This window comes from Streptomyces sp. NPDC096132 (genome assembly GCF_044763345.1).
GTDB lineage: Bacteria > Actinomycetota > Actinomycetes > Streptomycetales > Streptomycetaceae > Streptomyces.
Genome location: NZ_JBIWGA010000016.1, coordinates 68,601 through 89,375 on the forward strand (window position 1 = coordinate 68,601; position 20,775 = coordinate 89,375).

Annotated in this window: 17 protein-coding genes and 2 pseudogenes; 10 read left to right on the plus strand and 9 right to left on the minus strand. The window is 73.2% G+C overall.

Translation table 11 applies throughout. The features are described from left to right. The 5 genes from ACIRF9_RS32880 to ACIRF9_RS32900 form a co-directional block, all read right to left on the minus strand. Positions 1–1,444: YbhN family protein (locus ACIRF9_RS32880; protein WP_403829590.1), on the minus strand; the 1,444-nt coding region annotated here is incomplete at its 3' end. Then, positions 1,444–2,562, minus strand: coding sequence for a trans-aconitate methyltransferase (locus ACIRF9_RS32885; RefSeq protein WP_403829593.1), 1,119 nt, complete (start codon positions 2,560–2,562; stop codon positions 1,444–1,446). The genes ACIRF9_RS32885 and ACIRF9_RS32880, both read right to left, overlap by 1 nt. Beyond that, positions 2,559–3,767 (minus strand): glycosyltransferase family 4 protein, encoded by a 1,209-nt coding sequence (locus tag ACIRF9_RS32890; protein ID WP_403829596.1) that lies wholly within the window; start codon positions 3,765–3,767, stop codon positions 2,559–2,561. Before ACIRF9_RS32890 ends, ACIRF9_RS32885 begins: the two co-directional genes overlap by 4 nt. Then, positions 3,764–4,162, minus strand: coding sequence for a 6-pyruvoyl trahydropterin synthase family protein (locus tag ACIRF9_RS32895; RefSeq protein ID WP_403829598.1), 399 nt, complete (start codon positions 4,160–4,162; stop codon positions 3,764–3,766). The genes ACIRF9_RS32890 and ACIRF9_RS32895 overlap by 4 nt, the downstream gene beginning before the upstream one ends. 116 nt (positions 4,163–4,278) lie before the next feature. Continuing rightward, the gene (locus ACIRF9_RS32900) at positions 4,279–5,271 is read right to left on the minus strand and encodes a zinc-binding alcohol dehydrogenase (RefSeq protein WP_403829601.1); all 993 of its coding nucleotides are present in this window, start codon (positions 5,269–5,271) and stop codon (positions 4,279–4,281) included. Positions 5,272–5,379: 108 nt separating this feature from the next. Between ACIRF9_RS32900 and ACIRF9_RS32905 the strand changes: the two genes are divergently transcribed. Beyond that, the gene (locus ACIRF9_RS32905; RefSeq protein WP_403829604.1) at positions 5,380–6,138 is read left to right on the plus strand and encodes a CDP-alcohol phosphatidyltransferase family protein; all 759 of its coding nucleotides are present in this window, start codon (positions 5,380–5,382) and stop codon (positions 6,136–6,138) included. Between the two features lie 260 nt (positions 6,139–6,398). Here the strand turns inward: ACIRF9_RS32905 and ACIRF9_RS32910 are convergent. Together ACIRF9_RS32910 and ACIRF9_RS32915 are read right to left on the minus strand one after the other, a co-directional pair. After that, positions 6,399–6,683 (minus strand): annotated as a pseudogene (locus tag ACIRF9_RS32910) (MFS transporter); the annotation flags it as partial. A 175-nt stretch (positions 6,684–6,858) separates the two neighbouring features. Next, positions 6,859–7,389, minus strand: a pseudogene (locus ACIRF9_RS32915) (GNAT family N-acetyltransferase); the annotation flags it as partial. A 151-nt stretch (positions 7,390–7,540) separates the two neighbouring features. Here ACIRF9_RS32915 and ACIRF9_RS32920 point away from each other — a divergent pair. The 3 genes from ACIRF9_RS32920 (at position 7,541) to ACIRF9_RS32930 (ending at position 11,109) form a co-directional block, all read left to right on the plus strand. Then, a complete protein-coding gene (locus tag ACIRF9_RS32920) occupies positions 7,541–8,488 on the plus strand; it encodes an ATP-binding protein (RefSeq protein WP_403829607.1) in 948 nt (315 codons plus the stop codon). Between the two features lie 62 nt (positions 8,489–8,550). Further along, the gene (locus ACIRF9_RS32925; protein ID WP_403829610.1) at positions 8,551–8,943 is read left to right on the plus strand and encodes an SCO5389 family protein; all 393 of its coding nucleotides are present in this window, start codon (positions 8,551–8,553) and stop codon (positions 8,941–8,943) included. A gap of 366 nt (positions 8,944–9,309) precedes the next feature. Further along, complete coding sequence (locus ACIRF9_RS32930; RefSeq protein WP_403829612.1) at positions 9,310–11,109, plus strand: coagulation factor 5/8 type domain-containing protein; 1,800 nt, start codon at positions 9,310–9,312, stop codon at positions 11,107–11,109. 94 nt (positions 11,110–11,203) lie between these two features. Here the strand turns inward: ACIRF9_RS32930 and fusA are convergent, their stop codons facing one another. After that, the gene (gene fusA, locus ACIRF9_RS32935) at positions 11,204–13,294 is read right to left on the minus strand and encodes an elongation factor G (RefSeq protein WP_403829614.1); all 2,091 of its coding nucleotides are present in this window, start codon (positions 13,292–13,294) and stop codon (positions 11,204–11,206) included. A 365-nt stretch (positions 13,295–13,659) separates the two neighbouring features. Further along, complete coding sequence (locus ACIRF9_RS32940) at positions 13,660–14,361, minus strand: DNA polymerase beta superfamily protein (protein ID WP_403829616.1); 702 nt, start codon at positions 14,359–14,361, stop codon at positions 13,660–13,662. Between the two features lie 466 nt (positions 14,362–14,827). Here ACIRF9_RS32940 and ACIRF9_RS32945 point away from each other — a divergent pair, with 466 nt between their 5' ends. The 6 genes from ACIRF9_RS32945 (at position 14,828) to ACIRF9_RS32970 (ending at position 20,583) form a co-directional block, all read left to right on the plus strand. Then, positions 14,828–15,982 (plus strand): NAD(P)/FAD-dependent oxidoreductase, encoded by a 1,155-nt coding sequence (locus ACIRF9_RS32945; RefSeq protein WP_403829619.1) that lies wholly within the window; start codon positions 14,828–14,830, stop codon positions 15,980–15,982. A 79-nt stretch (positions 15,983–16,061) separates the two neighbouring features. After that, positions 16,062–16,361 (plus strand): (2Fe-2S)-binding protein, encoded by a 300-nt coding sequence (locus ACIRF9_RS32950; protein ID WP_403829622.1) that lies wholly within the window; start codon positions 16,062–16,064, stop codon positions 16,359–16,361. Next, positions 16,354–17,757 (plus strand): FAD-dependent oxidoreductase, encoded by a 1,404-nt coding sequence (locus tag ACIRF9_RS32955; protein WP_403829624.1) that lies wholly within the window; start codon positions 16,354–16,356, stop codon positions 17,755–17,757. Before ACIRF9_RS32950 ends, ACIRF9_RS32955 begins: the two co-directional genes overlap by 8 nt. 88 nt (positions 17,758–17,845) lie before the next feature. Next, positions 17,846–18,742, plus strand: coding sequence for a dihydrodipicolinate synthase family protein (locus ACIRF9_RS32960; RefSeq protein WP_403829626.1), 897 nt, complete (start codon positions 17,846–17,848; stop codon positions 18,740–18,742). Between the two features lie 66 nt (positions 18,743–18,808). Beyond that, the gene (locus ACIRF9_RS32965) at positions 18,809–19,810 is read left to right on the plus strand and encodes a proline racemase family protein (protein ID WP_403829629.1); all 1,002 of its coding nucleotides are present in this window, start codon (positions 18,809–18,811) and stop codon (positions 19,808–19,810) included. 71 nt (positions 19,811–19,881) lie between these two features. Beyond that, positions 19,882–20,583, plus strand: a complete 702-nt coding sequence (locus ACIRF9_RS32970; protein WP_403829632.1) for a GntR family transcriptional regulator — start codon at positions 19,882–19,884, stop codon at positions 20,581–20,583. The last annotated feature ends 192 nt before the right edge of the window (positions 20,584–20,775 follow it).

Sequence of the window (20,775 nt, forward strand, 5' to 3'; positions counted from 1 at the left end):
CGCCATCGCTCACCCTGACCGCCTCGGCAACCCCGGCCGACCCGGCGACGTCGGTCACCCCGACCGCACCGGTCGCCCCGGCGCCATCGCTCACCCTGACCGCCTCGGCAACCCCGGCCGACCCGGCGACGTCGGTCACCCCGACCGCACCGGTCGCCCCGGCGCCATCGCTCACCCCGGCGACAACGGGCACCTCCCCGGCGCCGGTCGCCCCGGCCCCGTCGGTGGCCCCGACCGCACCGGTCGCCCCCGCGCCGTCGGTAGCCCCGCCCCCACCGGTCGCCCCCGCTCCATCGCTCGCCCCGACCGCCTCGGCGACCCCGGCCGTCGATCCGGCCCGTACGGAGGCGTACCAGCGCACGACGAGGACGACCGCCCCCGGCAGCGCGGCCACGAAGCTCAGCACCCCGTACACCACCGCCACCGACAGGCCGGTGCTCGCGCCGAGTCCGGCCGCGCCGAACGCCCAGGCGGTGACGCCCTCGCGGGGGCCCCAGCCGCCGACGTTCAGCGGCACGCCCATGGCGAGCAGGGCGAGCATCGCGATCGGCAGCAGGGTCAGGACGGAGGCGGAGGCGCCGACGACCCGGGCCGACAGGACGAACATCGCGACGTACCCGGCCAGCACCACGAGCGACGACAGGGCGACACCGGGCCCGTTGCGCCGGGACAGCAGCCCCTCGCGCGCCTCGGCCAGCGTCTTGCGGAAACGTCCCTCCGGGCGCCGCGCGGAGGAGTTCATGCGCAGCGCGAGGACCACGGCCAGCGTGCCCACCCCGGCCGGCAGGACCAGCGGGGCGAGGCTGCGCATGTCGTCCATGACCGGGGACGGCAGCACCAGCAGGACCGTTACACCTGCCGCGGCCAGCGCCAGCTGTCCCGCCGTACGCTCCAGGACCACCGCCCGTACACCGCGCCCGACGTCACCGGCGCTCTGCCCGTGCCGCACGGCGCGGTGCACGTCGCCGAGGATCCCGCCGGGCAGGGCCGCGTTCAGGAACAGCGCCCGGTAGTAGTCGGCGACGGCCGCGCCGAACGGCAGCCGGATCCGCAGCCCGCGCGCGACCAGCGCCCACCGCCAGGCGCTGAACACGGTGGTGACCGCGCCGATCGCCAGTCCGGTCAGCAGCGTCGGCACGTCGATCCGGCGCAGGCCGTCGAGGAAGACGCCGGTGCCCATCCGCCACAGCAGCACCGCGAGGATGACGGCCCCGGCGACGGTCCCGAAGTGGGTGCGCACGGCGCGCGAGGTGAGCAGCCTGCGCCAGGCCCGCGGGGTGCGGTGCGCCTTGGTCACGATGACGCCGATGCGGGCCTCGGACACGGCGGGCCCGGTGCGGGTCACCGACGGGGCGCGCGGCGGCCGCCGTACGGCCAGGGCGCCCTCGCCCCACACCACGGGCGCGGCCGGTTCGAGCCGTGCGCCGACCGTCTCGGCACTCATCACGCCCCGCCCGTCGGCCGGGCCAGCGCCAGCAGATCGCTGTGGTGGACGGTGACGCGCAGCTCGCCCGCCTGGGAGGCGGCGATCCGTGCCGTCAGATAGGCCTCGGCGCGCTCGGCCAGTTCGGGGCGCTGCTCGACGGCCGCGCCGACCCAGCCGCGCAGCCACTGGGCGGTCAGGGCGGCGTGCTCGGGGCCGAGCCGCCAGGGGCTCGGGTGGACCTTGACGGTGGCGCCGTGGTCGGCGAACGCCTCGCAGGCCGCGCTGACCGCGTCGGGACCGAGGAGGCCGCCGCGCCGCTGGTGGTCGTTGAAGGCGGCGGTGAGTTCCTCGTCCAGCGGGTCGGGCGTGCTGAACTCGACGCGGCCGGCGACGGAGAGCGTCAGCAGCGCCGGGCAGCCCGCGCCGGCGCAGGCCGCCGCGAGCGTCTCCACCTCCTCGCGGGTCAGGACGTCGAGCAGCGCGGAGGCGGTGACCAGGGAGGCCCCGACCAGGGCGTCCGAGGTGAGCCGGGCGACATCGCCGCGCCGGGTCTCGACGGTGACCCGGCTGCCGTCGGCGGCCGCGCGCGGGGAGGCGACGGCCGCGAAGTGCAGCAGGTAGGGGTCGCGGTCGTGCAGGATCCAGTGCTGGCCGCCGTCCAGGCGGGGCGCGAGCCAGCGGCCCATGGAGCCGGTGCCGCAGCCCAGGTCGTGCACGGCCAGCCCGCCGCGGCCACCGGGCAGATTGGCGAGCCGAATCCGCAGCGGGTCCAGCAACTCCCCGGCGCGCGCGGCCGCGTCCGCGGGCTCCCGCAGCTGCAGCCACTCGGGCGCGTACCGGGGCTGGTCCTCGGGGCCGGCGTCCCGCAGGCGTACGGTGGGCCGCTCGCCGGGGCGGGTGACGGGGCCGGCGCCCGCGATGACGTCACCGGTGTCGGCCGGGCCGTCGTGCACGGTCTCGCTCAGGGTCTTGTCCACTGTCAGGTTCACAGCCTCACCAACGGCCCCACTGCCGCCGTGGTTCACCGTTTCGCTCACCGTGTCGGTCATGGTGTCGGCCTCCTTCGGGCCCGGCTGCGTCGGGATGGCACCCACACGCCGCGCCACGTCCGCCGGGGTCGCCGTCGTCTTCCTCATGCCGCCCTCCGGGGTTCGCTGGGAAGCCGGCCCAGGACGCCGGCCAGGCTCTGGGCGGTGGACGCCCAGCCGTTCAGGGCCGCGCGACGGCTGCGCGCGGCCGCCTTCAGCCGGCGCCGCACGTCCGCCTCGCCGAACCAGCCACGCAGTTCGGCGGCGAGCGCGGCCGGGTTCTCCGGCGGGACGAGGATGCCGGGCACCCCGCCGTCGGGGGCGCGGCCGACCGCCTCGGGCAGCCCGCCGACGTCCGTCGCCAGCACCGGGATGCCCCGGGCGAGGGCCTCGGTGACCGCCATGCCGTACGTCTCGGCGTAGGAGGTCAGGACCATCAGGTCCGCGGAGGCGTAGGCGGCGTCGAGCTCCGCGCCCGCCTTCGGGCCGGCCAGCTCCAGCCGGTCCTCGAGGCCGTACTCGCGGATGAGGCCGCGCAGATGGGCGACGTACTCCGGGTCCTGGCCCAGGCCGCCCACGCACACACAGCTCCACCGCAGGTCGGTCACCGCGGCCAGCGCCTCCACCAGCCGGTGCTGGCCCTTGCGCGGGGTCACGGCGGCCACGCACAGCAGCCGGGAGACCCCGTCGGTGCCGGAGGCCAGGGGCGCGATGTCGGCGCCGGGCGCGGCGCAGTGCACCTTCTCCGGGGCCAGACCGTGGTGGGAGACGAGCCGGCGCACCGCCCAGTCGCTGGTGGCGATCACCGCGGGCACGGCCCGCAGCACGTCCCGCTCCTTGGCGTCGAGTTCGGCGGCCACCAGCGGCTCGAGCCCCGTCTCGTCGCCGAGCGGGAGGTGGACGAGGACGGCGAGCCGCAGCCGCTCCGCCTCCGGTACGACGATCTCCGGGACGCCGCAGGCCACCAGCCCGTCGAGCAGGACGACCGTGCCGTCCGGGAACTCGGCGAGGGTGCGCGCCAGTTCCGTACGGGCGGCCGTCTCCGGGCGTGGCCAGGAGCCGTTCAGCAGGTGCTTGTGGACCTGCCAGCCGAAGCCGGGCAGATCCAGGCAGACCCGCCGGTCGTAGGCGTTGCCGCCGCTGGGGTTGGCCGTGTCGTAGACACCGCCCGGCATGACGAAGTGCACGGAGCTCAGGGACATGGGGAGGAGGTCACCCATCCGGGAAGCCTTGGGGGCATGGGGCGCCTTGGCGGCCGCCGACTGTGCGGGCACGTACGTGAGCGGTGCCTTCTCCAGGGTCACGTCGGTCACAGCGCACGCTCGTAACTCGCCCAGGCGATGTGCGACTCGTGCAGGGTGACGGAGATCGAGGCGATGCCCCGGGCGCCCTCGCCGAGCGCGCCCTTGTGGATCCGCTCGGCGAGCCGGTCCGCGACGATCTTGGCCAGGAACTCGGTCGACGTGTTGATCCCGGCGAACTCGGGCTCGTTGTCGAGATTGCGGTAGTTCAGCTCGCTCACGACGGCACCGAGCTCCTGCGTGGCCAGTCCGATGTCGACGACGATGTTGTCGTCGTCCAGCTGCTCGCGGCGGAACGTGGCGTCCACCAGGAACGTCGCTCCGTGCAGGCGCTGCGCGGGTCCGAAGACCTCGCCGCGGAAGCTGTGGGCGATCATGATGTGATCGCGGACGGTGACACTGAACAACGGACGACCCTCCAGGTGCGGCGCGTCTGGTCCTCCGGCCGTTGACCGCCGGGGGATGCCGTGTAGTACGGCTCTTCGCTTCCCCTTGTTCAGCCGGATCTCACTCTTTTCTCAGGTCAGGCGCTCTTGCTGGTCCTTGGCGGGTACCTGACGCGGTGACAGAGCGCGGGGATCTCCCCCGACGCGAGCCGCGGCATCACCTCCGGCAGCTCCTCGAACGCGCTTTCCCCCGTGACGAGCGCGTCGAGCGCCGGGTCGGCGAGCAGGTCGAGGGCGAGCGCGAGCCGGTCGGCGTACGTCCGGTTCGCCCGGGCCGGGGAGACGGTGCCGACCTGGCTGCTGCGGATGACCAGACGGCGGGAGTGGAACGCCTCGCCGAGCGGCAGCGCGACCTTCCGGTCGCCGTACCAGCTCAGTTCGAGGACGGTGCCCTCGGCGCTCAGCAGTTCCAGGGAACGGGTCAGGCCCTGCTCGGTGGCGCTGGCGTGCACGACGAGGTCGCAGCCGCCGAGCGCGTCCTCGGGCAGCGCGAAGCCGACCCCGAGGGCCTCGGCGGTCTTCGCGCGTGCCGGATCGGCGTCCACCAACTGCACGCGCACACCCGGGAAGCGGGCCAGGAGCGCGGCGACCGAACAGCCGACCATGCCGCCGCCGACCACCGCGATCCGGTCGCCGACCAGCGGCTTCGCGTCCCAGAGCGCGTTGACGGCGGTCTCCACGGTGCCGGCCAGCACGGCCCGTTCGGCGGGCACGGTCTCCGGTACGACCGTCACCGCCGACGCGGGAACGACGTACCGCGTCTGGTGCGGGTACAGACAGAAGACGGTCCGGCCGACGAGCTGCGCCGGCCCCTCCTCCACCAGCCCCACGCTGAGGTAGCCGTACTTCACGGGCGCCGGGAACTCGCCCTCCTGGAAGGGCGCCCGCATCACGGCGTGCTGGCTCTCGGGCACCCCGCCGCGGAAGACGAGGGTCTCCGTGCCGCGGCTCACTCCGGAGTACAGCGCGCGGACGACGACCTCGCCCTCGGCCGGGTCCGGCAGGGCGATCTCGCGTATCTCGCCCTGTCCCGGAGAGTTGAGCCAGAACGCACGTCCGGTGCGGTTCATCGGCATCCTCCTGAACGATCTGGAACTGGTGCACGTACCGAGGTGTGCACAGGTCGCGCACAGTACGCGGCCCTGATCATCTCTGTCACCTGGCCGGAGGAATGTGCGGTGGCCCTGAACAACACTTACGACGCAAGGCTGGTCCAGCAGGAGACCGCTGTGGGAGCGGGCGTTCAGATCCTGTTGCTGGCCCTGCTCGGCTCGGCGATCGGCATGGGGCCGGCGGGCTGGCTCACCGGCCTCGCCTTCGCCGTCGCCAGCTGGGCGGTGCTCTCCCGGGCACTGCACCGCTCGCGACTGCGCTCCTTCGGCCCGGCCAACCGGGTCACCCTCGGCCGCGCGACCCTGGTCGGCGGCGTCACCGCCCTCGTCGCGGACTCCTTCGAGAGCACCCCGCCGGTGACGCTGCTGGTCGGCCTCACGGCCGTCGCCCTCATCCTCGACGGCGTCGACGGCAAGGTCGCCCGCCGCACCGGCACCTCCACGGCGCTCGGCGCCCGCTTCGACATGGAGGTCGACGCCTTCCTGATCCTCGTCCTCAGCGTGTACGTCTCCATGGCGCTGGGCCCGTGGGTGCTGCTGATCGGCGGCATGCGCTACGTCTTCGTCGCCGCCGCCCGCGTCGCCCCCTGGCTGAACGCCGCGCTCCCGCCGAGCATGGCCCGCAAGACGGTCGCCGCGCTCCAGGGCATCTGCCTGCTGGTGGCGGGCGCCGACCTGCTGCCCCACGCGGCCAACTTCGGCATCATGCTGCTGGCCCTCGGCTCCCTGCTCTGGTCGTTCGGCCGGGACGTGCTGTGGCTGTGGCGCACCTCCCGGGCGGAGTCGGAGCTTCCGGCGGAGCAGCGGGTGCTGGAGCTCGCGTAACCCCTCCCAGGGGTCACACACCGGCTCGCGTGAACACGCGGGCCGCCCACGGGAAAGGGCCCGCACCGTCACGGACGGTCCGGGCCCTTCCGTATGCGCTGCTACGGGCGGGTCGTGTGTGGTTACCGCGACCGTGCCGACGGGGTTTCCACGACCGTGCCGACGGGTCCTACGACTGGGCCATGGGCGTTTGTACGACCGTGCCGTGGGCGTTTGTACGACCGTGCCGTGGGCGTTTCTCCGACTGCGGCGCGGCGTTTCTACGACCGTGCCGTGGGCGTCGTCCTCTCGGGGCCGCGGGGCAGCAGGGCGATCGCGGCGGCCGGTGCGGCCGCGAGCAGCAGCCAGGGCACGGCCGGCGGCAGACCGGTGTCGAGGAGGGTTCCGGTGGCCCCGCTGCCGAGCAGCACGATCAGCCCGGAGACCGACGACAGCGCCCCGGTGTACAGGCCGAGCCGGCCGTCCTCGGCGAGGTCGGGCACCCAGGAGCGGGCGGCGGGCGCGACGAGCATCTGGCCGAGGGTGAGCAGCACGACGAACCGCGCAGGATGAACAGCCAGGCCCGGGCGTCCTCGCGACGCCAGGACACGGCGAGCACGGGCGCGGCGGCGCCGTTGGCGTCGAGGGCGGTCAGGCCCTCGGCGACCCCGTGGCGGCAGGGATGGCGCATGGGGTGACCGACCTAGGGGGTGAGGGGGGACAGGCCGAGGCGGCGAGGGAGGGCAGCGGGACCTCGAAGTGGACGATGCCCTGGCCGCCGCCGGGCTCCTCGCGCTCGTCGTGCACGACCTCGCCGAGCGACCGCCAGAAGCCCTCGGCCCCCTCCACGGCCGGGTCGGTGTGCAGGTAGACGGAGCGGTAGCCGCCGTCCGCGGCCGCGAAGGAGAGAAGGCCCGCGACCAGCCGCCGGGCGAGCCCGCGCCGACGGTGCTCGGGACGCACGTACACCCGGCGCAGCTGCGCGGTCTCCCCGGACGGGAAGCGCTCGGCGACATGCCGCGGGTTCGGCGGATGAGCTGGCCCGCGGGAGTCCAGCGCGGCCGTGGCAACGACCTCGCCGCCGGCGCCGTCCAGCGCCACCAGCAGGGTGTGGCGGACCGGGACGAGGTACGCGGCGGCCGGGTCGACGATGTCGCCGTGCCAGCGGGGCACGTACCCGGTACCGAAGTCGCGGTAGACGGTGTCGAGCATGACGGCACGGGCACCGTCGAGGTCGTCGCGGCCTGCGGACCTGATGCAGTATTCACGCACCTGCGAATCATATGCATTAAGACCCGCGGGGCGATCACCCCCCTCCCTCACCCTCCTCATCACCCCTCCCCCCGCCCCGACTTGACAGAGATCATCGGCGGGCCCTAAATCTAGCCACATGACATTCATTTTCAAAAAGGTGGGCCGGTAGGTGCGCGTCGCGTTCGTCGGCAAGGGCGGCAGCGGCAAGACCACCCTGTCCGCGCTCTTCTCCCGCGAGCTGGCACGGTCCGGCGCGCCCGTGCTCGCCGTCGACGGCGACATCAACCAGCACCTGGCCGAGGCGCTCGATCCCGACGCCGACCCGTTCACCGCCCCGCCCCTGGCCGCGCACCTGGGCGAGATCAAGGACCTCCTGCGCGGCACCAACCCGCGGATCGCCTCCCGCGAGGCGATGATCAAGACCACTCCACCGGGCCGCGGCTCACGACTGCTGCGCCTGCTGGGCGACGACGAGCTGCACGCACGCCACGTCCAACAGCTCGGCGGCGTCCCGCTGATGGCCACGGGCGCATTCGACGAGAGTGACCTCGGGGTGGCCTGTTACCACTCCAAACTCGCAGCCGTCGAGCTCTATCTCGGGCATCTGGTCGACGGCCCCGGCGAGTACGTCGTCGTCGACATGACCGCCGGCGCGGACGCCTTCGCCTCCGGTCTGTTCACCCGCTTCGACATGACCTTCCTGGTGGCCGAACCCACCCGCAAGGGTGTCTCCGTCTACCGCCAGTACCGCGACCACGCCCGCGAGTTCGGCATCCCGCTCGCCGTGGTCGGCAACAAGGTGACCGGTGAGGACGATCTGCTCTTCCTCAAGGACCAGGTGGGCGACGACCTCCTCACCCACCTGGTCCACTCCCCCTGGGTCCGCGCGGCCGAACAGGGCTCTCCCCAGGGCGAGTTGGAGGCGGCCAACCGCCACGCCCTCACCGTCCTGCGTGAAACGGTCGACGCCCGGGTGAGGGACTGGCCGACGCTCCACCGCCATGCCGTGGAGTTCCATCTGCGCAACGCCCGCGCCTGGGCGGACGCGGCGACGGGCCAGGACCTGGCGGCCCAGGTGGACCCGGACTTCGTCCCGGGCCCGGCATCACTGACCTGACCCCCCTCCCCGCTCCCTACTTCCCCCCTCTCCCCTTCTCCCATCACAGGAACAGGACACCCATGTCTCTCGACGTCTCCCCGAAGCTCCTCGCCGAGGCCGAAGCCGGTGACATCCGCGAGGCGGACTTCGTGGACACCGTCCGCACCTCCCTCCCGTACGCCTACGACCTCATCGAGTCCCTCGCCACCCGCCTCCACGCCGGCATCACCGAGTTCACCGACAACCAGACCCCTCCCCCGTCCGAGCAGGAGCGCGGCCAACTGCTGCGCGCCCTCGCCAGCGACGCGATCCGCGGCAGCCTGGAGCGCCACTTCGGCGTGACCCTCGCCTTCCAGAACTGCCACCGGGTCGCCGCCTTCCGTCCCGGAGCGCGGGACGGGGAGACGTACGCCCGGTTCACGTCGACACGGGCGCAGGTGCTGAACCAGTCGGCGGAGCTGCGGGACTGCTGACCGGCACGTCGGCGATCGTCCGTCTGCTCGGGTGTCGCGGCGTCCAGCAGACGGACCAGGTCCTCGCGGGTGCATCCGGGCAGCGCGGCGCGGTGAACGGCCATGAGGAACAGATGGGCTGTGATCTTCGCAGGTCAAGAGCGGGTGTCCTGCCCGGATGGTCCCCACGCAGCCAGTCAGCCGTCTCGGTGCGGTACCGCTTCGGGAACTCACGCACCACCACTTGACGTACGTGTTCGGGTAGTTGAAGCATTCAGCGTCGAGAGAGCGCTCTCAACACCGCAGTCGTTCACTTCCTTAAATCAGCTGTCTCCCACTCGCGTCTCAGCCGTTCACTCCGAGCCGCCCCACCGAGGAGAGCCGCCCATGCCCCACACGCCCGAACCGTCCTCTTCCCAGTCCCCCGCCCCGCGCCGCAGAGCCGTTCTCGCCGCCGCCGCGGCCGCCGCACCCGCCCTCGCCGGTGTGTCCGCCGGCCCGGCCACCGCCGCCCCGCGCGCCTCGCGCCCCCGCCGCCTGCCGGGCGGCGGCGAACTCGGCCCCAACGTCCTCGTCCTCGACCCGTCGACCCCGGACATCCAGGCCCGTCTCGACGAGGTCTTCCGGCAGCAGGAGTCGGCCCAATTCGGCACCGGACGTTACGCGTTGCTGTTCAGGCCCGGCACCTACCACGGTCTCAACGCCCAACTCGGCTTCTACACCTCCATCGCCGGGCTCGGGCTCTCCCCCGACGACACGACCATCAACGGGGACGTGACGGTCGACGCGGGCTGGTTCGGCGGCAACGCCACGCAGAACTTCTGGCGTTCGGCCGAGAACCTCGCGCTCGTCCCGGCGAACGGCACCAACCGGTGGGCGGTCGCCCAGGCCGCCCCCTTCCGCCGCATGCACGTCCACGGCGGCCTCAACCTGGCGCCCACCGGCTACGGTTGGGCCAGCGGCGGCTACATCGCCGACAGCCGCATCGAGGGCCAGATCGGACCGTACTCGCAGCAGCAGTGGTACACCCGGGACAGCGCGATCGGCAGCTGGCTCAACGGCGTGTGGAACATGGTCTTCTCCGGCGTCGAGGGCGCCCCCGCCCAGAGCTTCCCCAACCCGCCCTACACCACGCTCGACACGACCCCCGTCTCCCGCGAGAAGCCCTTCCTCCACGTCGACGGCGGCGGCGCCTTCCGGGTCTTCCTGCCCGCCAAACGGACGAACGCGCGCGGCGTCAGCTGGGGCAACGGCACCCCGCGCGGCACCTCGCTGCCCCTGTCACGCTTCTACGTCGCCCAGCCGGGCGTCACCGCCGCGACACTCAACCAGGCGCTCGCGCAGGGCCTCCACCTGTTGCTGACCCCGGGCATCTACCACCTCGACCAGCCGATCCGTGTCGAGCGCGCCAACACCGTCGTCCTCGGCCTGGGTTACGCCACGCTGATTCCGGACAACGGCGTCACCGCGCTGAAGGTCGCCGACGTCGACGGGGTACGGCTCGCGGGCTTCCTCGTCGACGCCGGACCGGTCACCTCCCGCACCCTGCTGGAGATCGGCCCGCCCGGCGCCCGGCGCGACCACTCCGCCAACCCCACCACCGTCCAGGACGTGTTCGTCCGGATCGGCGGCGCCGGCGCCGGCAGGGCCACCGCCGGCCTGGTCGTCAACAACCGGCACACGATCGTCGACCACACCTGGGTCTGGCGCGCCGACCACGGCGACGGCGTCGGCTGGGAGACCAACCGGGCGGACTACGGCGTGGTCGTCAACGGCCATGACGTACTGGCCACCGGACTGTTCGTGGAGCACTTCAACAAGTACGACGTGCAGTGGTACGGCCAGCGCGGCCGCACCATCTTCTTCCAGAACGAGAAGGCGTACGACGCCCCGAACCAGGCCGCCATCCAGAACGGCGCGCTCAAGGGCTACGCCGCCTACAGGGTCGGCGACAACGTCACCACGCACGAGGCCTGGGGCCTGGGCAGCTACTGCTACTACAACGTCGACCCCACCATCGTGCAGCACCACGGCTTCGCCGCGCCGAACACCCCGGGTGTGAAGTTCCACGACCTGCTGGTGATCTCCCTCGGCGGCAACGGCCAGTACGAGGCCGTCATCAACGACACCGGGGCGCCGACCTCCGGGACGTCCACCGTGCCGTCGACGGTGGTGTCGTATCCCTGATGCCGTATCCCTGATGCCGTATATCGCATACAGTCGACTCCGGTGACACCCTCGGGGGCTCCTTGTACAGGAGCCCCCGAGGGTCGCGGTGGGCCTACGGCGTCGTCGTCACCACCGCGGGGGCCGGGGCGTACCCCGTGGGCCGGGCCGTGAAGGTGCCGCGGCCCTGGGTGCGGCTGCGCAGCCGCGTCGCGTAGCCGAACAGTTCCGCCAGCGGCACGGTCGCGGTGACCACCGCCGAACCGCCGCGCACGACCGAGTCGGTGACCCGGCCGCGCCGGCCCGCGAGATCGCCGAGGACCCCGCCGACGGCGTCCTCGGGCACGGTGACCGTGACCTCGACGACCGGCTCCAGCAGCACCATCGCGCAGGCGCGCAGGGCCTCCCGGAGCCCGAACCGGCCCGCCGTGCGGAAGGCCGTCTCGGACGAGTCCTTCACATGGGTCGCCCCGTCGGTCAGGGTGACCCGCAGCCCCGTCACCGGATGGCCGCCGAGGGGACCCTCGGTGAGGGCGTCCCGGCAGCCGGCCTCGACGGCGCGGACGAACTCCTGCGGAACCCGCCCGCCGACCACGGCGGACCGGAAGGCGAACCCTTCGTCCTGCGCCTCGACGTCGAGCACCACATGCGCGAACTGCCCGGCGCCGCCGTCCTGTTTGACGTGCCGGTACACCACGCCGGAGACTCCTCGGCCCACGGTCTCGCGGTACGTCACCCGAGGACGGCCGACGTTGACCTCCAGGCCGAGGGTGCGGCGGATCTTCTCCACCGCGACCTCCAGGTGCAGTTCACCCATGCCCGACAGCACCGTCTGACCGGTCTCGGCATCGGTCCGCACGACCAGCGACGGATCCTCCTCCGCCAGCCGGGCGAGCGCCGAGGACAGCCGGTCGGTGTCGGTGCTCCGGCACGCCTCGACCGCCACCGACACGACCGGGTCGGGGACACCGGGCGGTTCCAGCACCAGCGGAGCGGTGGGCGCGCACAGCGTCGAGCCCGGACGGGCCGACTTCAGCCCGATCACCGCGACGATGTCGCCCGCGACCGCCCGGTCCAGCTGGGCGTGCCGGTCGGCCTGGACACGCAGGATCCGGCCGATCCGCTCGACGCGCCGAGTACCGGACTCCCACACGGGGTCTCCCTTCTCGATGGTTCCCGAGTACACCCGCAGGTAGGTGAGCCGACCCGTGGGCGTGGCGCCGACCTTGAACGCGAGGGCGGCGAAGGGGGCGGCGGGGTCGGCGGGGCGCTCCTCGTCGGCGGTATGCCGTATACCGTCGACCGCCGCGCGCCTACCGTCGCCACCATCTCGGATACCGCATACAGCCGGCACGTCCAGCGGCGACGGCAGATAGTCGACAACGGCGTCGAGCAGCGGTTCGATGCCCCGGTTGCGGTACGCCGAGCCGCACAGGACGACCACGCCGTCGCCGGTGCGGGTGAGGTCCCGCAGGGCGGCGGTGAGGGTCGCGGCGGAGAGCGTCTCGCGGTCGCAGAACTCCTCCAGTGCGCCCGGGTGCCGCTCCGCCACGGCCTCCTCCAGGAGCCTGCGCCGGCGCAGCGCCTCCTCCCGCAGGTGCTCCGGTACGTCCCCTTCGACGACGCCTTCGCCGCCGTCGCCCCAGGTCAGTGACCGCAGGCGGAGCAGGTCCACGACGCCGGTGAAGCCGTCCTCCGTGCCGATGGGGAGCTGGACCACGAGCGGGACGGGGTGGAGGCGTTCGCGGATGGACGCCACGGCGGTGTCGAGGTCCGCGCCCGCCCGGTCCAGCTTGTTGACGAACGCGATCCTCGGGACGCCGTACCGGTCGGCCTGGCGCCACACCGATTCGCTCTGCGGCTCCACTCCGGCGACGGCGTCGAACACCGCCACCGCCCCGTCGAGCACCCTGAGGGAACGCTCCACCTCGTCGGCGAAGTCGACGTGCCCGGGGGTGTCGATCAGGTTGATGCGGTGGCCGTCCCAGTCGCAGCTGACGGCCGCGGCGAAGATGGTGATCCCACGGTCGCGCTCCTGGGGGTCGAAGTCGGTGACGGTCGTGCCGTCGTGGACCTCGCCGCGCTTGTGCGTGGTCCCGGTGGCATACAGGATCCGCTCGGTGACGGTGGTCTTTCCGGCGTCGACGTGGGCGAGGATGCCCAGGTTGCGCACGGCGGCGAGGTGACGGTCGAGGTTGTTGCGCACGGCCCTTGGCCTTTCGGGTGTTCACGGAGAACGGGCAGCGCGATCGGCCGGCACACACGGGATGGACGCGCCGGCCGCGTTGAGGGCGGACGGCGCGTCGGAGTAGCGGAGTACTCGGGTGTGTGTCAGCTCATCCGGTGCCGGCCGCGCAGCCGGGACCGGACGGACGAGGACACGAGGATCACCTCGTACCGCGCGTAGAGAGCGACGACAGCGGTGTGGTCACGCATGGCCGAGCTCCCTTCGTTCGTCACGGTACGGCGGGCCCGGTAGTGGGCGGCGCTCGATCTGCGGTGAGTGTAGGGGCGAACGCGTGGGCGCCGCACGTGATTTACGGCGAACCCGAGCCCCTCACCCCCGCACGGTCACGCCGGCTCCCCCTGCGCCGCGTAGAAGTGCCGGCGCACCCGGCGCAGCCAGGCCTCGGCGGCCGTCTCGTCGGGCTGTTCGGGCAGGACGCTGCGTGTCCCGGTGAACTTCTCCTCGAAGTCGCGCAGCAGCGACAGGGCGGCCTCGGGATCGGCGGCGACCTGCTCGCCGAAACGGTGATAGCTCTCCGGGTCGTCCACGCGGATCGTCAACTGCCCGGTGGCGTACAGCTCGTAGCCCTGGGCGCACAGCCGCTTGAGGTGCCGGGCGTTCTTGGCGATCCGTCTGCCCGTCTCCGCGGAGGGCGTGCCGTCGCTGCGGTTGGCGAGCTTGCGGAACTGCTGGGTGGCGTAGCCGAGGTAGGCGTCACGGACGCGACGGGCGCTCGGCAACGTCCCACGGATGCCGACGAGTTCGTCACCGAGCGGGGTGCGGACCTCGTACAACTCGTCCGGGAGCCAGACGAGTTCCATGACGGTCGGGTTGCCGCCGAGGGCGAGGCGGCACCACTTGGCGGCCTCGTGGAGGGTGCGGTCGGGCGCCGTGCTGACGTGGGACTCCTTCGGCGTGTGCAGGCCGTGCAGTTCCTCGGTGGGCGCCGCGAACATGCCGAGGCGGTCCACGTCGGATCCTTCGCGCGCGAGCCCGTAGGCGGTCGAGCCGACGATGCCGGACAGGAGGATGTTGGTGACGGTCACTGGTGCCCCCGTTGGTGTGCGCCCGGCGGTGTGCCTGGGTGGTGGTCCGCCCGTCGCCCCGGTGCCCTGCCGGCCTCGGCGCGTGGTGCGCCGTTGCCGGGCGACGGAACCGCCATGATGCCCCGGCCTCCGCTCCGCCCACCTCAGATTTTCCGCTTCCGGCCGCTGTCGCTTCGTTCACCCGTACGGATCAGTGCGCTGGTCGCGCGGCCGGTCCGATGGTGCCGTGGAGGGGGCCGCAGGCCCTTCCCGTTCCGTTCCTCAGGAGGCACTCGTGACCACCCCGCGCCCGTCCCGGCCGTCCCACCCCCGGCCGTCCGGCCCGAACCGCCCCTCCGGCCCGGGGCGCCCGGGCCGTCCGGGTCCTCGTCCGGTACGTGTGACGGCCGCCCCGCTCCACCGGGCCGGCATCCCCCGCCGCTCAGGCCTTCTTCCTCCCGCCAGAACCATGTGACATATTACTGTGGTGACCAAGCGACCGAGCGGTGACGTGGTGGTCGTCGGCGCCGGCATGGTGGGCGCCGCCTGTGCGCTGTACGCGGCCCGCGCCGGGCTCGACGTCGTCGTGGTGGATCGCGGCCCGGTGGCGGGCGGCACGACCGGCGCGGGCGAAGGCAATCTCCTCGTCTCCGACAAGGAACCCGGCCCCGAACTCCAACTTGCCCTGCTGTCACAGCGTTTGTGGGCGGAACTCGCCGAACAGCTCGGCGCGGCAGTAGAGTACGAGCCCAAGGGCGGGCTCGTCGTGGCGTCCACGCCCGACGCCCTCACCGCCCTGACGGACCTGGCCGCCGGCCAGCGCGCCGCCGGGGTGGAGACGGTCACCGTAGGCCCCGGTCAACTCCACGATCACGAGCCGTACTTGGCGCCTGGGCTCGCGGGCGGCGTCCTCTATCCCCAGGACGCCCAGGTGATGCCCACCCTGGCCGCGGCCCATCTCCTCCGCGTCTCCGGTGCGCGTCTGGAGACGGGCCGGACGGTGACCGGGGTGCTGCGCGGCACCGACGGCGCCGTCCGCGGCGTACGCACCGACCGGGGCGACATCCTCGCGCCGGCCGTGGTGAACGCGGCCGGCACCTGGGGCGGTGAGGTCGCCGCGCTGGCGGGGGCGGACCTGCCGGTACTCCCCCGCCGTGGCTTCGTCCTGGTCACCGAACCACTGCCGCGCCGGGTGCGGCACAAGGTGTACGCCGCCGACTACGTGGCCGACGTGGCCAGCGACTCCGCCGCCCTGCAGACCTCGCCGGTCGTCGAGGGCACCGCCGCAGGCCCCGTACTGATCGGCGCCAGCCGCGAACGGGTCGGCTTCGACCGGTCGTTCTCCCTGCCGGTCCTGCGGGCGCTCGCCGCCGGGGCGACGCGGCTGTTCCCGTTCCTGGAACACGTGCGGGCGATGCGCACGTACCTCGGATTCCGCCCGTACCTGCCCGACCACCTGCCCGCCATCGGCCCCGACCCGCGGGTGCCCGGCCTGTTCCACGCCTGCGGGCACGAGGGCGCCGGCATCGGGCTCGCGCCCGGCACCGGCCAGCTGATCGCGCAGGCGCTGACCGGCGGGAGCCCGGAGCTGGACCTGGCACCGTTCCGCCCCGACCGCTTCACCGAGGAGGCCGTCCGTTGACGACACAGCCGACCACACCGCGCGTGTCCCGGCGGTGCCGCCCGTCGGCCGCCGCGTCCACCTCCCTGGGCGGTCGCCCGTGAACCCGCTGCGCCTGGTGCGGGCCCGGCCCGGTGCGCCGTTCACCGTCACCTTCGACGGCCGGGAGATCGAGGCGCTGCCCGGGCAGACGGTCGCCGCCGTGCTGTGGTCGGCGGGCGTCACGGCCTGGCGCAGCACGCGCGCCGGGGGACGGCCGCGCGGAGTGTTCTGCGGGATCGGCGTGTGCTTCGACTGTCTGGTCACCGTCGACGGCCGCACCGACCAGCGGGCCTGCCTGGTTCCCGCCACACCGGGCGCCGACATCCGTACGCAGGAGGGGACGGGCCACGATGACTGAGCGCCGCCCGGTCCTCGCCGTGATCGGAGCCGGTCCGGCCGGTCTCGCCGCCACCCTGGCGGCGGCCGCGCGGGGCATCCGTGTGACGCTGATCGACTCCGCCGCGGAACCGGGCGGCCAGTTCTACCGGCAGCCCGCACGCGGCCTTGGCGCCCGACGCCCCCGGGCGCTCCATCACCACTGGCGCACCTGGGAACGCCTGCGCACCGCACTCGACGCGCAGCTCACCGCCGGACAGGTCACGCACCTGAGTGATCGTCATGTGTGGTGCGTGGAGCGGGAGTCGACCGGCTTCACGGTCCACGCGCTGCTCGGCCCGGAGCAGCGGGAGTCCGTCGCGGTGCGCGCCGACGGGGTGCTGCTGGCGACCGGTGGATACGAGAAGGTCCTGCCGTTCCCGGGCTGGACGCTGCCGGGCGTGGTCACCGCCGGTGGCGCCCAGGCGCTGCTGAAGGGCGGACTCGCGCTGCCGGGTCGCACGGCGGTCGTGGCCGGCACGGGCCCCCTGCTGCTGCCCGTCGCGACGAGCCTCGCGGCGGCGGGCGCCGAGGTGGTGGCCCTGGTCGAGTCGGCCGACCCGAGGAACTTCGTACGCCGGGCCCGGACCCTCGCCCCGGCGGCGGACAAGCTCGTCGAGGGCGCCGGTCACGCGGCCCAACTCCTCTGGCACCGCGTCCCCGTGAAGGTGCGTCATACGGTGCTGGAGGCGCACGGCGTCGAGCGGCTGGAGTCCGTGACCGTCGCCGCGCTCGGCCCCGGGGGGCGCCTCGTGCCCGGCACCGAGCGCCGCCTCCGCTGCGACACCCTCGCCGTGAGCCACGGGCTGCTGCCGCACACCGATCTCGCGGACGGGCTCGGCTGCGGCCTCGACGGACCGGCCGTGCGCGTGGACGACGAACAGCGCACCGACGTCCCCGGCGTCTGGGCCGCCGGCGAGACCACCGGGATCGGCGGCGCGGCTCTGTCCCTGGCCGAGGGGCACATCGCGGGACGGTCCGCGGCAGCCCGCCTCCGGGGCACCGTCCCCGACCCGAGCGGGTGGGCGCCGGCCGCCCGGGCCCGTACACGACTGCGCGCCTTCTTCGCGGAACTCGACGGCGCCTACGCGCCCGCGGCCCGCTGGGCGGAACGGGTCACCGACGAGACGGTGGTCTGCCGCTGCGAGGAGGTCACCGCCGGGGCTGTCCGTCACGCCGTCGGCTCGCTCGGCGCCGGCGACCTGCGCACCGTGAAGCTGCTCACCCGGGCCGGCATGGGCTGGTGCCAGGGACGGATGTGCGAACCCGGGGTGGCGGGCGTGGCCGGTTGCGACGCCACCCCGGCACGACGACTGCTGGCCCGCCCCGTCCCCCTGGGCGTACTGGCCGCACTCACCGATCCGCCGCCCTCCCAGTGATATGTCACACGTCACCGGGCCGGGGAGACCACCCGGGACAACGCGCCGGACGACAGCCGAACCCATCGACGGAAGAGAGGCCCCTCCCATGACCGCTCCTCAGCACCGGCCCTGGCGAGGCGTCCTCGTCGCGACCGCGCTCCCTCTCCGCGAGGACCTCTCCGTGGACTACGACCGGTACGCCGAGCACTGCGCCTGGCTGGTGGCGAACGGCTGTGACGGGGTCGTACCGAACGGCTCGCTCGGCGAGTACCAGGTCCTCACGCCCGAGGAGCGCACCCGGGTGGTGGAGACCGCGGTGGCCGCGATCGGCGGGGACCGGGTGATGCCGGGGGTCGCGGCGTACGGTTCGGCGGAGTCGCGGCGCTGGGCGGAGCAGGCGCGCGAGGCGGGCTGCGGGGCGGTGATGCTGCTGCCGCCCAACGCCTACCGCGCCGACGAGCGGGCGGTCGTGGCCCACTACGCGGAGGTCGCTGAGGCGGGTCTGCCGGTGGTGGCGTACAACAACCCGATCGACACCAAGGTCGACCTCGTGCCCGAGCTGCTGGCCCGGCTGCACGGCGAGGGGCTCGTCCAGGGCGTGAAGGAGTTCTCGGGCGATGTCCGTCGCGCCTACCGCATCGCTGAACTCGCCCCGGAACTCGACCTGTTGATCGGGGCCGACGACGTACTGCTGGAGCTGGCGGTGGCCGGCGCGAAGGGCTGGGTGGCCGGGTATCCCAACGCGCTGCCGCGTGCCTCGGTGGAGCTGTACCGGTCCGCCGTCGCCGGTGACCTCACCACCGCGCTGCCCCTGTACCGGCAGTTGCATCCGCTGCTGCGGTGGGACTCCCGGGTCGAGTTCGTGCAGGCGATCAAACTGTCGATGGACGTGGTGGGCAGGCACGGCGGCCGGTGCCGTCCGCCCCGCGTCCCGCTGTTGCCGGAACAGGAGGCGGCGGTCCGCGCGGCCACCGAGAAGGCGGTCGCCGCGGGCCTCGCCTAGCCCGGGGACCGTCACGCCACCGCACCGATCCGGGGGCCACAACACCACGGCAGAGAAAGGGACTTCATGCGCAGCAAACTCGTCCTGCACGCCGTCGATTCGCACACCGAGGGCATGCCCACCCGGGTGGTCACCGGAGGGATCGGCACCGTCCCGGGCGCGACGATGAACGAGCGGCGGCTGTACTTCCGTGAACACCGCGACGACATCAAGCAGTTGCTGATGAACGAGCCGCGCGGGCACTCCGCGATGAGCGGGGCGATCCTCCAGCCGCCCACCCGCCCCGACTGCGACTGGGGCGTCGTGTACATCGAGGTGTCCGGCTATCTGCCGATGTGCGGGCACGGCACGATCGGCGTGGCGACCGTACTCGTCGAGACCGGCATGGTGGAGGTCGTCGAACCGGTCACCACCATCCGCCTGGACACCCCCGCCGGGCTCGTCGTCGCCGAGGTGGCGGTGCGGGACGGTGCGGCCACGGCCGTCACCCTGCGCAACGTGCCCTCCTTCTCGGTCGCCCTGGACCGCAAGGCCACGCTGCCCGACGGCCGTACGGTGACCTACGACCTCGCGTACGGCGGCAACTTCTACGCGATCCTGCCGCTCGAGCAGTTCGGGCTGCCCTTCGAGCGTGCCCGCAAGGACGACATCCTGCGGGCGGGGCTGTCGCTGATGGAGGCCATCAACTCCGAGGAAGAGCCGGTCCATCCGGAGGATCCGTCCATCCGCGGCTGCCACCACGTCCATCTGTACGCACCCGGCGCCACCGCCCGTCACTCCCGGCACGCGATGGCCATCCACCCCGGCTGGTTCGACCGCTCCCCGTGCGGTACGGGGACCAGCGCGCGTATGGCGCAACTGCACGCCCGGGGCGAACTCCCGTTGCACACGGAGTTCGTGAACGAGTCGTTCATCGGCACCCGCTTCACCGGCAGGCTGCTCGGGACGACGGAGGTCGCCGGCCGGCCCGCGGTCCTGCCCAGCTTCACGGGCCGTGCCTGGATCACCGGCACGGCCCAGTACCTGCTGGACCCGACGGACCCGTTCCCGGCCGGGTTCGTGCTCTGACACCGGGGACCGCACCACCGTAGATACTGGTGGTACGTGATATGGCACAGCCCGTTCCGAGGAGACCCGTCATGGCCGCCCCGCCCCCGAGCAGCAGCCCGCAGCACGCCGCACCGTCGCTCCCCGTGCTCGGCGGCCGCCGCAGCAGCTACCGCGAGCGGGTCGCGGACGCCCTGCGGGCCGCGCTGATCGCGGGCGAACTGCGGCCCGGCGAGGTGTACTCGGCACCGGCCCTGGCCACCCGGTTCGGCGTCTCGGCGACCCCGGTCCGCGAGGCGATGCTGGACCTGGCCAAGGAAGGCCTGGTGGGCCCGGTCCCCAACAAGGGGTTCCGGGTCACGGAGGTCTCCGACCAGCAGCTCGACGAGTACACGCACGTCCGCGCGCTCATCGAGATCCCCACGGTCGCCGCGCTGGCCACGACCGCCGACCCGGTGTCGCTGGAGGCGCTGCGGCCGGCCGCCCGGGAGATCGTCTCCGCCGCGGTCGCGGGCGACCTCATCGCCTATGTCGAGGCCGACACCCGCTTCCACCTGGGCCTGCTCGCCCTGGCCGGCAACGCCCATCTCGTCGAGGTGGTTCGCGGTCTGCGCGGCCGGGCCCGCCTCTACGGTCTGACCGCCCTCGCCGCGTCGGGCCGGCTGCTGGCCTCCGCCGAGGAGCACCTGGAACTCCTGGACGCTTTGCTGGCCCGCGACGAGCGGGCCGTGCGCGAGGTCATGACACGGCACCTGGGGCATGTACGGGGGCTGTGGGCGTCCGCCCGGGACTAGACGACACAACCTCCACCCGGGCCCCACCCGGGACCAGCCGGCTCCCCCGGGCACCTCTCGTCCTCCCTGCTCACCCCGCCCTTCCCGGCCTCTACGCCCTCGCCTCCTGTGATCCTTGTCGCTGGTGCGAGAGGCGTGGGGCGTGGGCCGGATGGGCAGTCAATTGCGGGTGCGCGAAAGGATGGTGTCTTT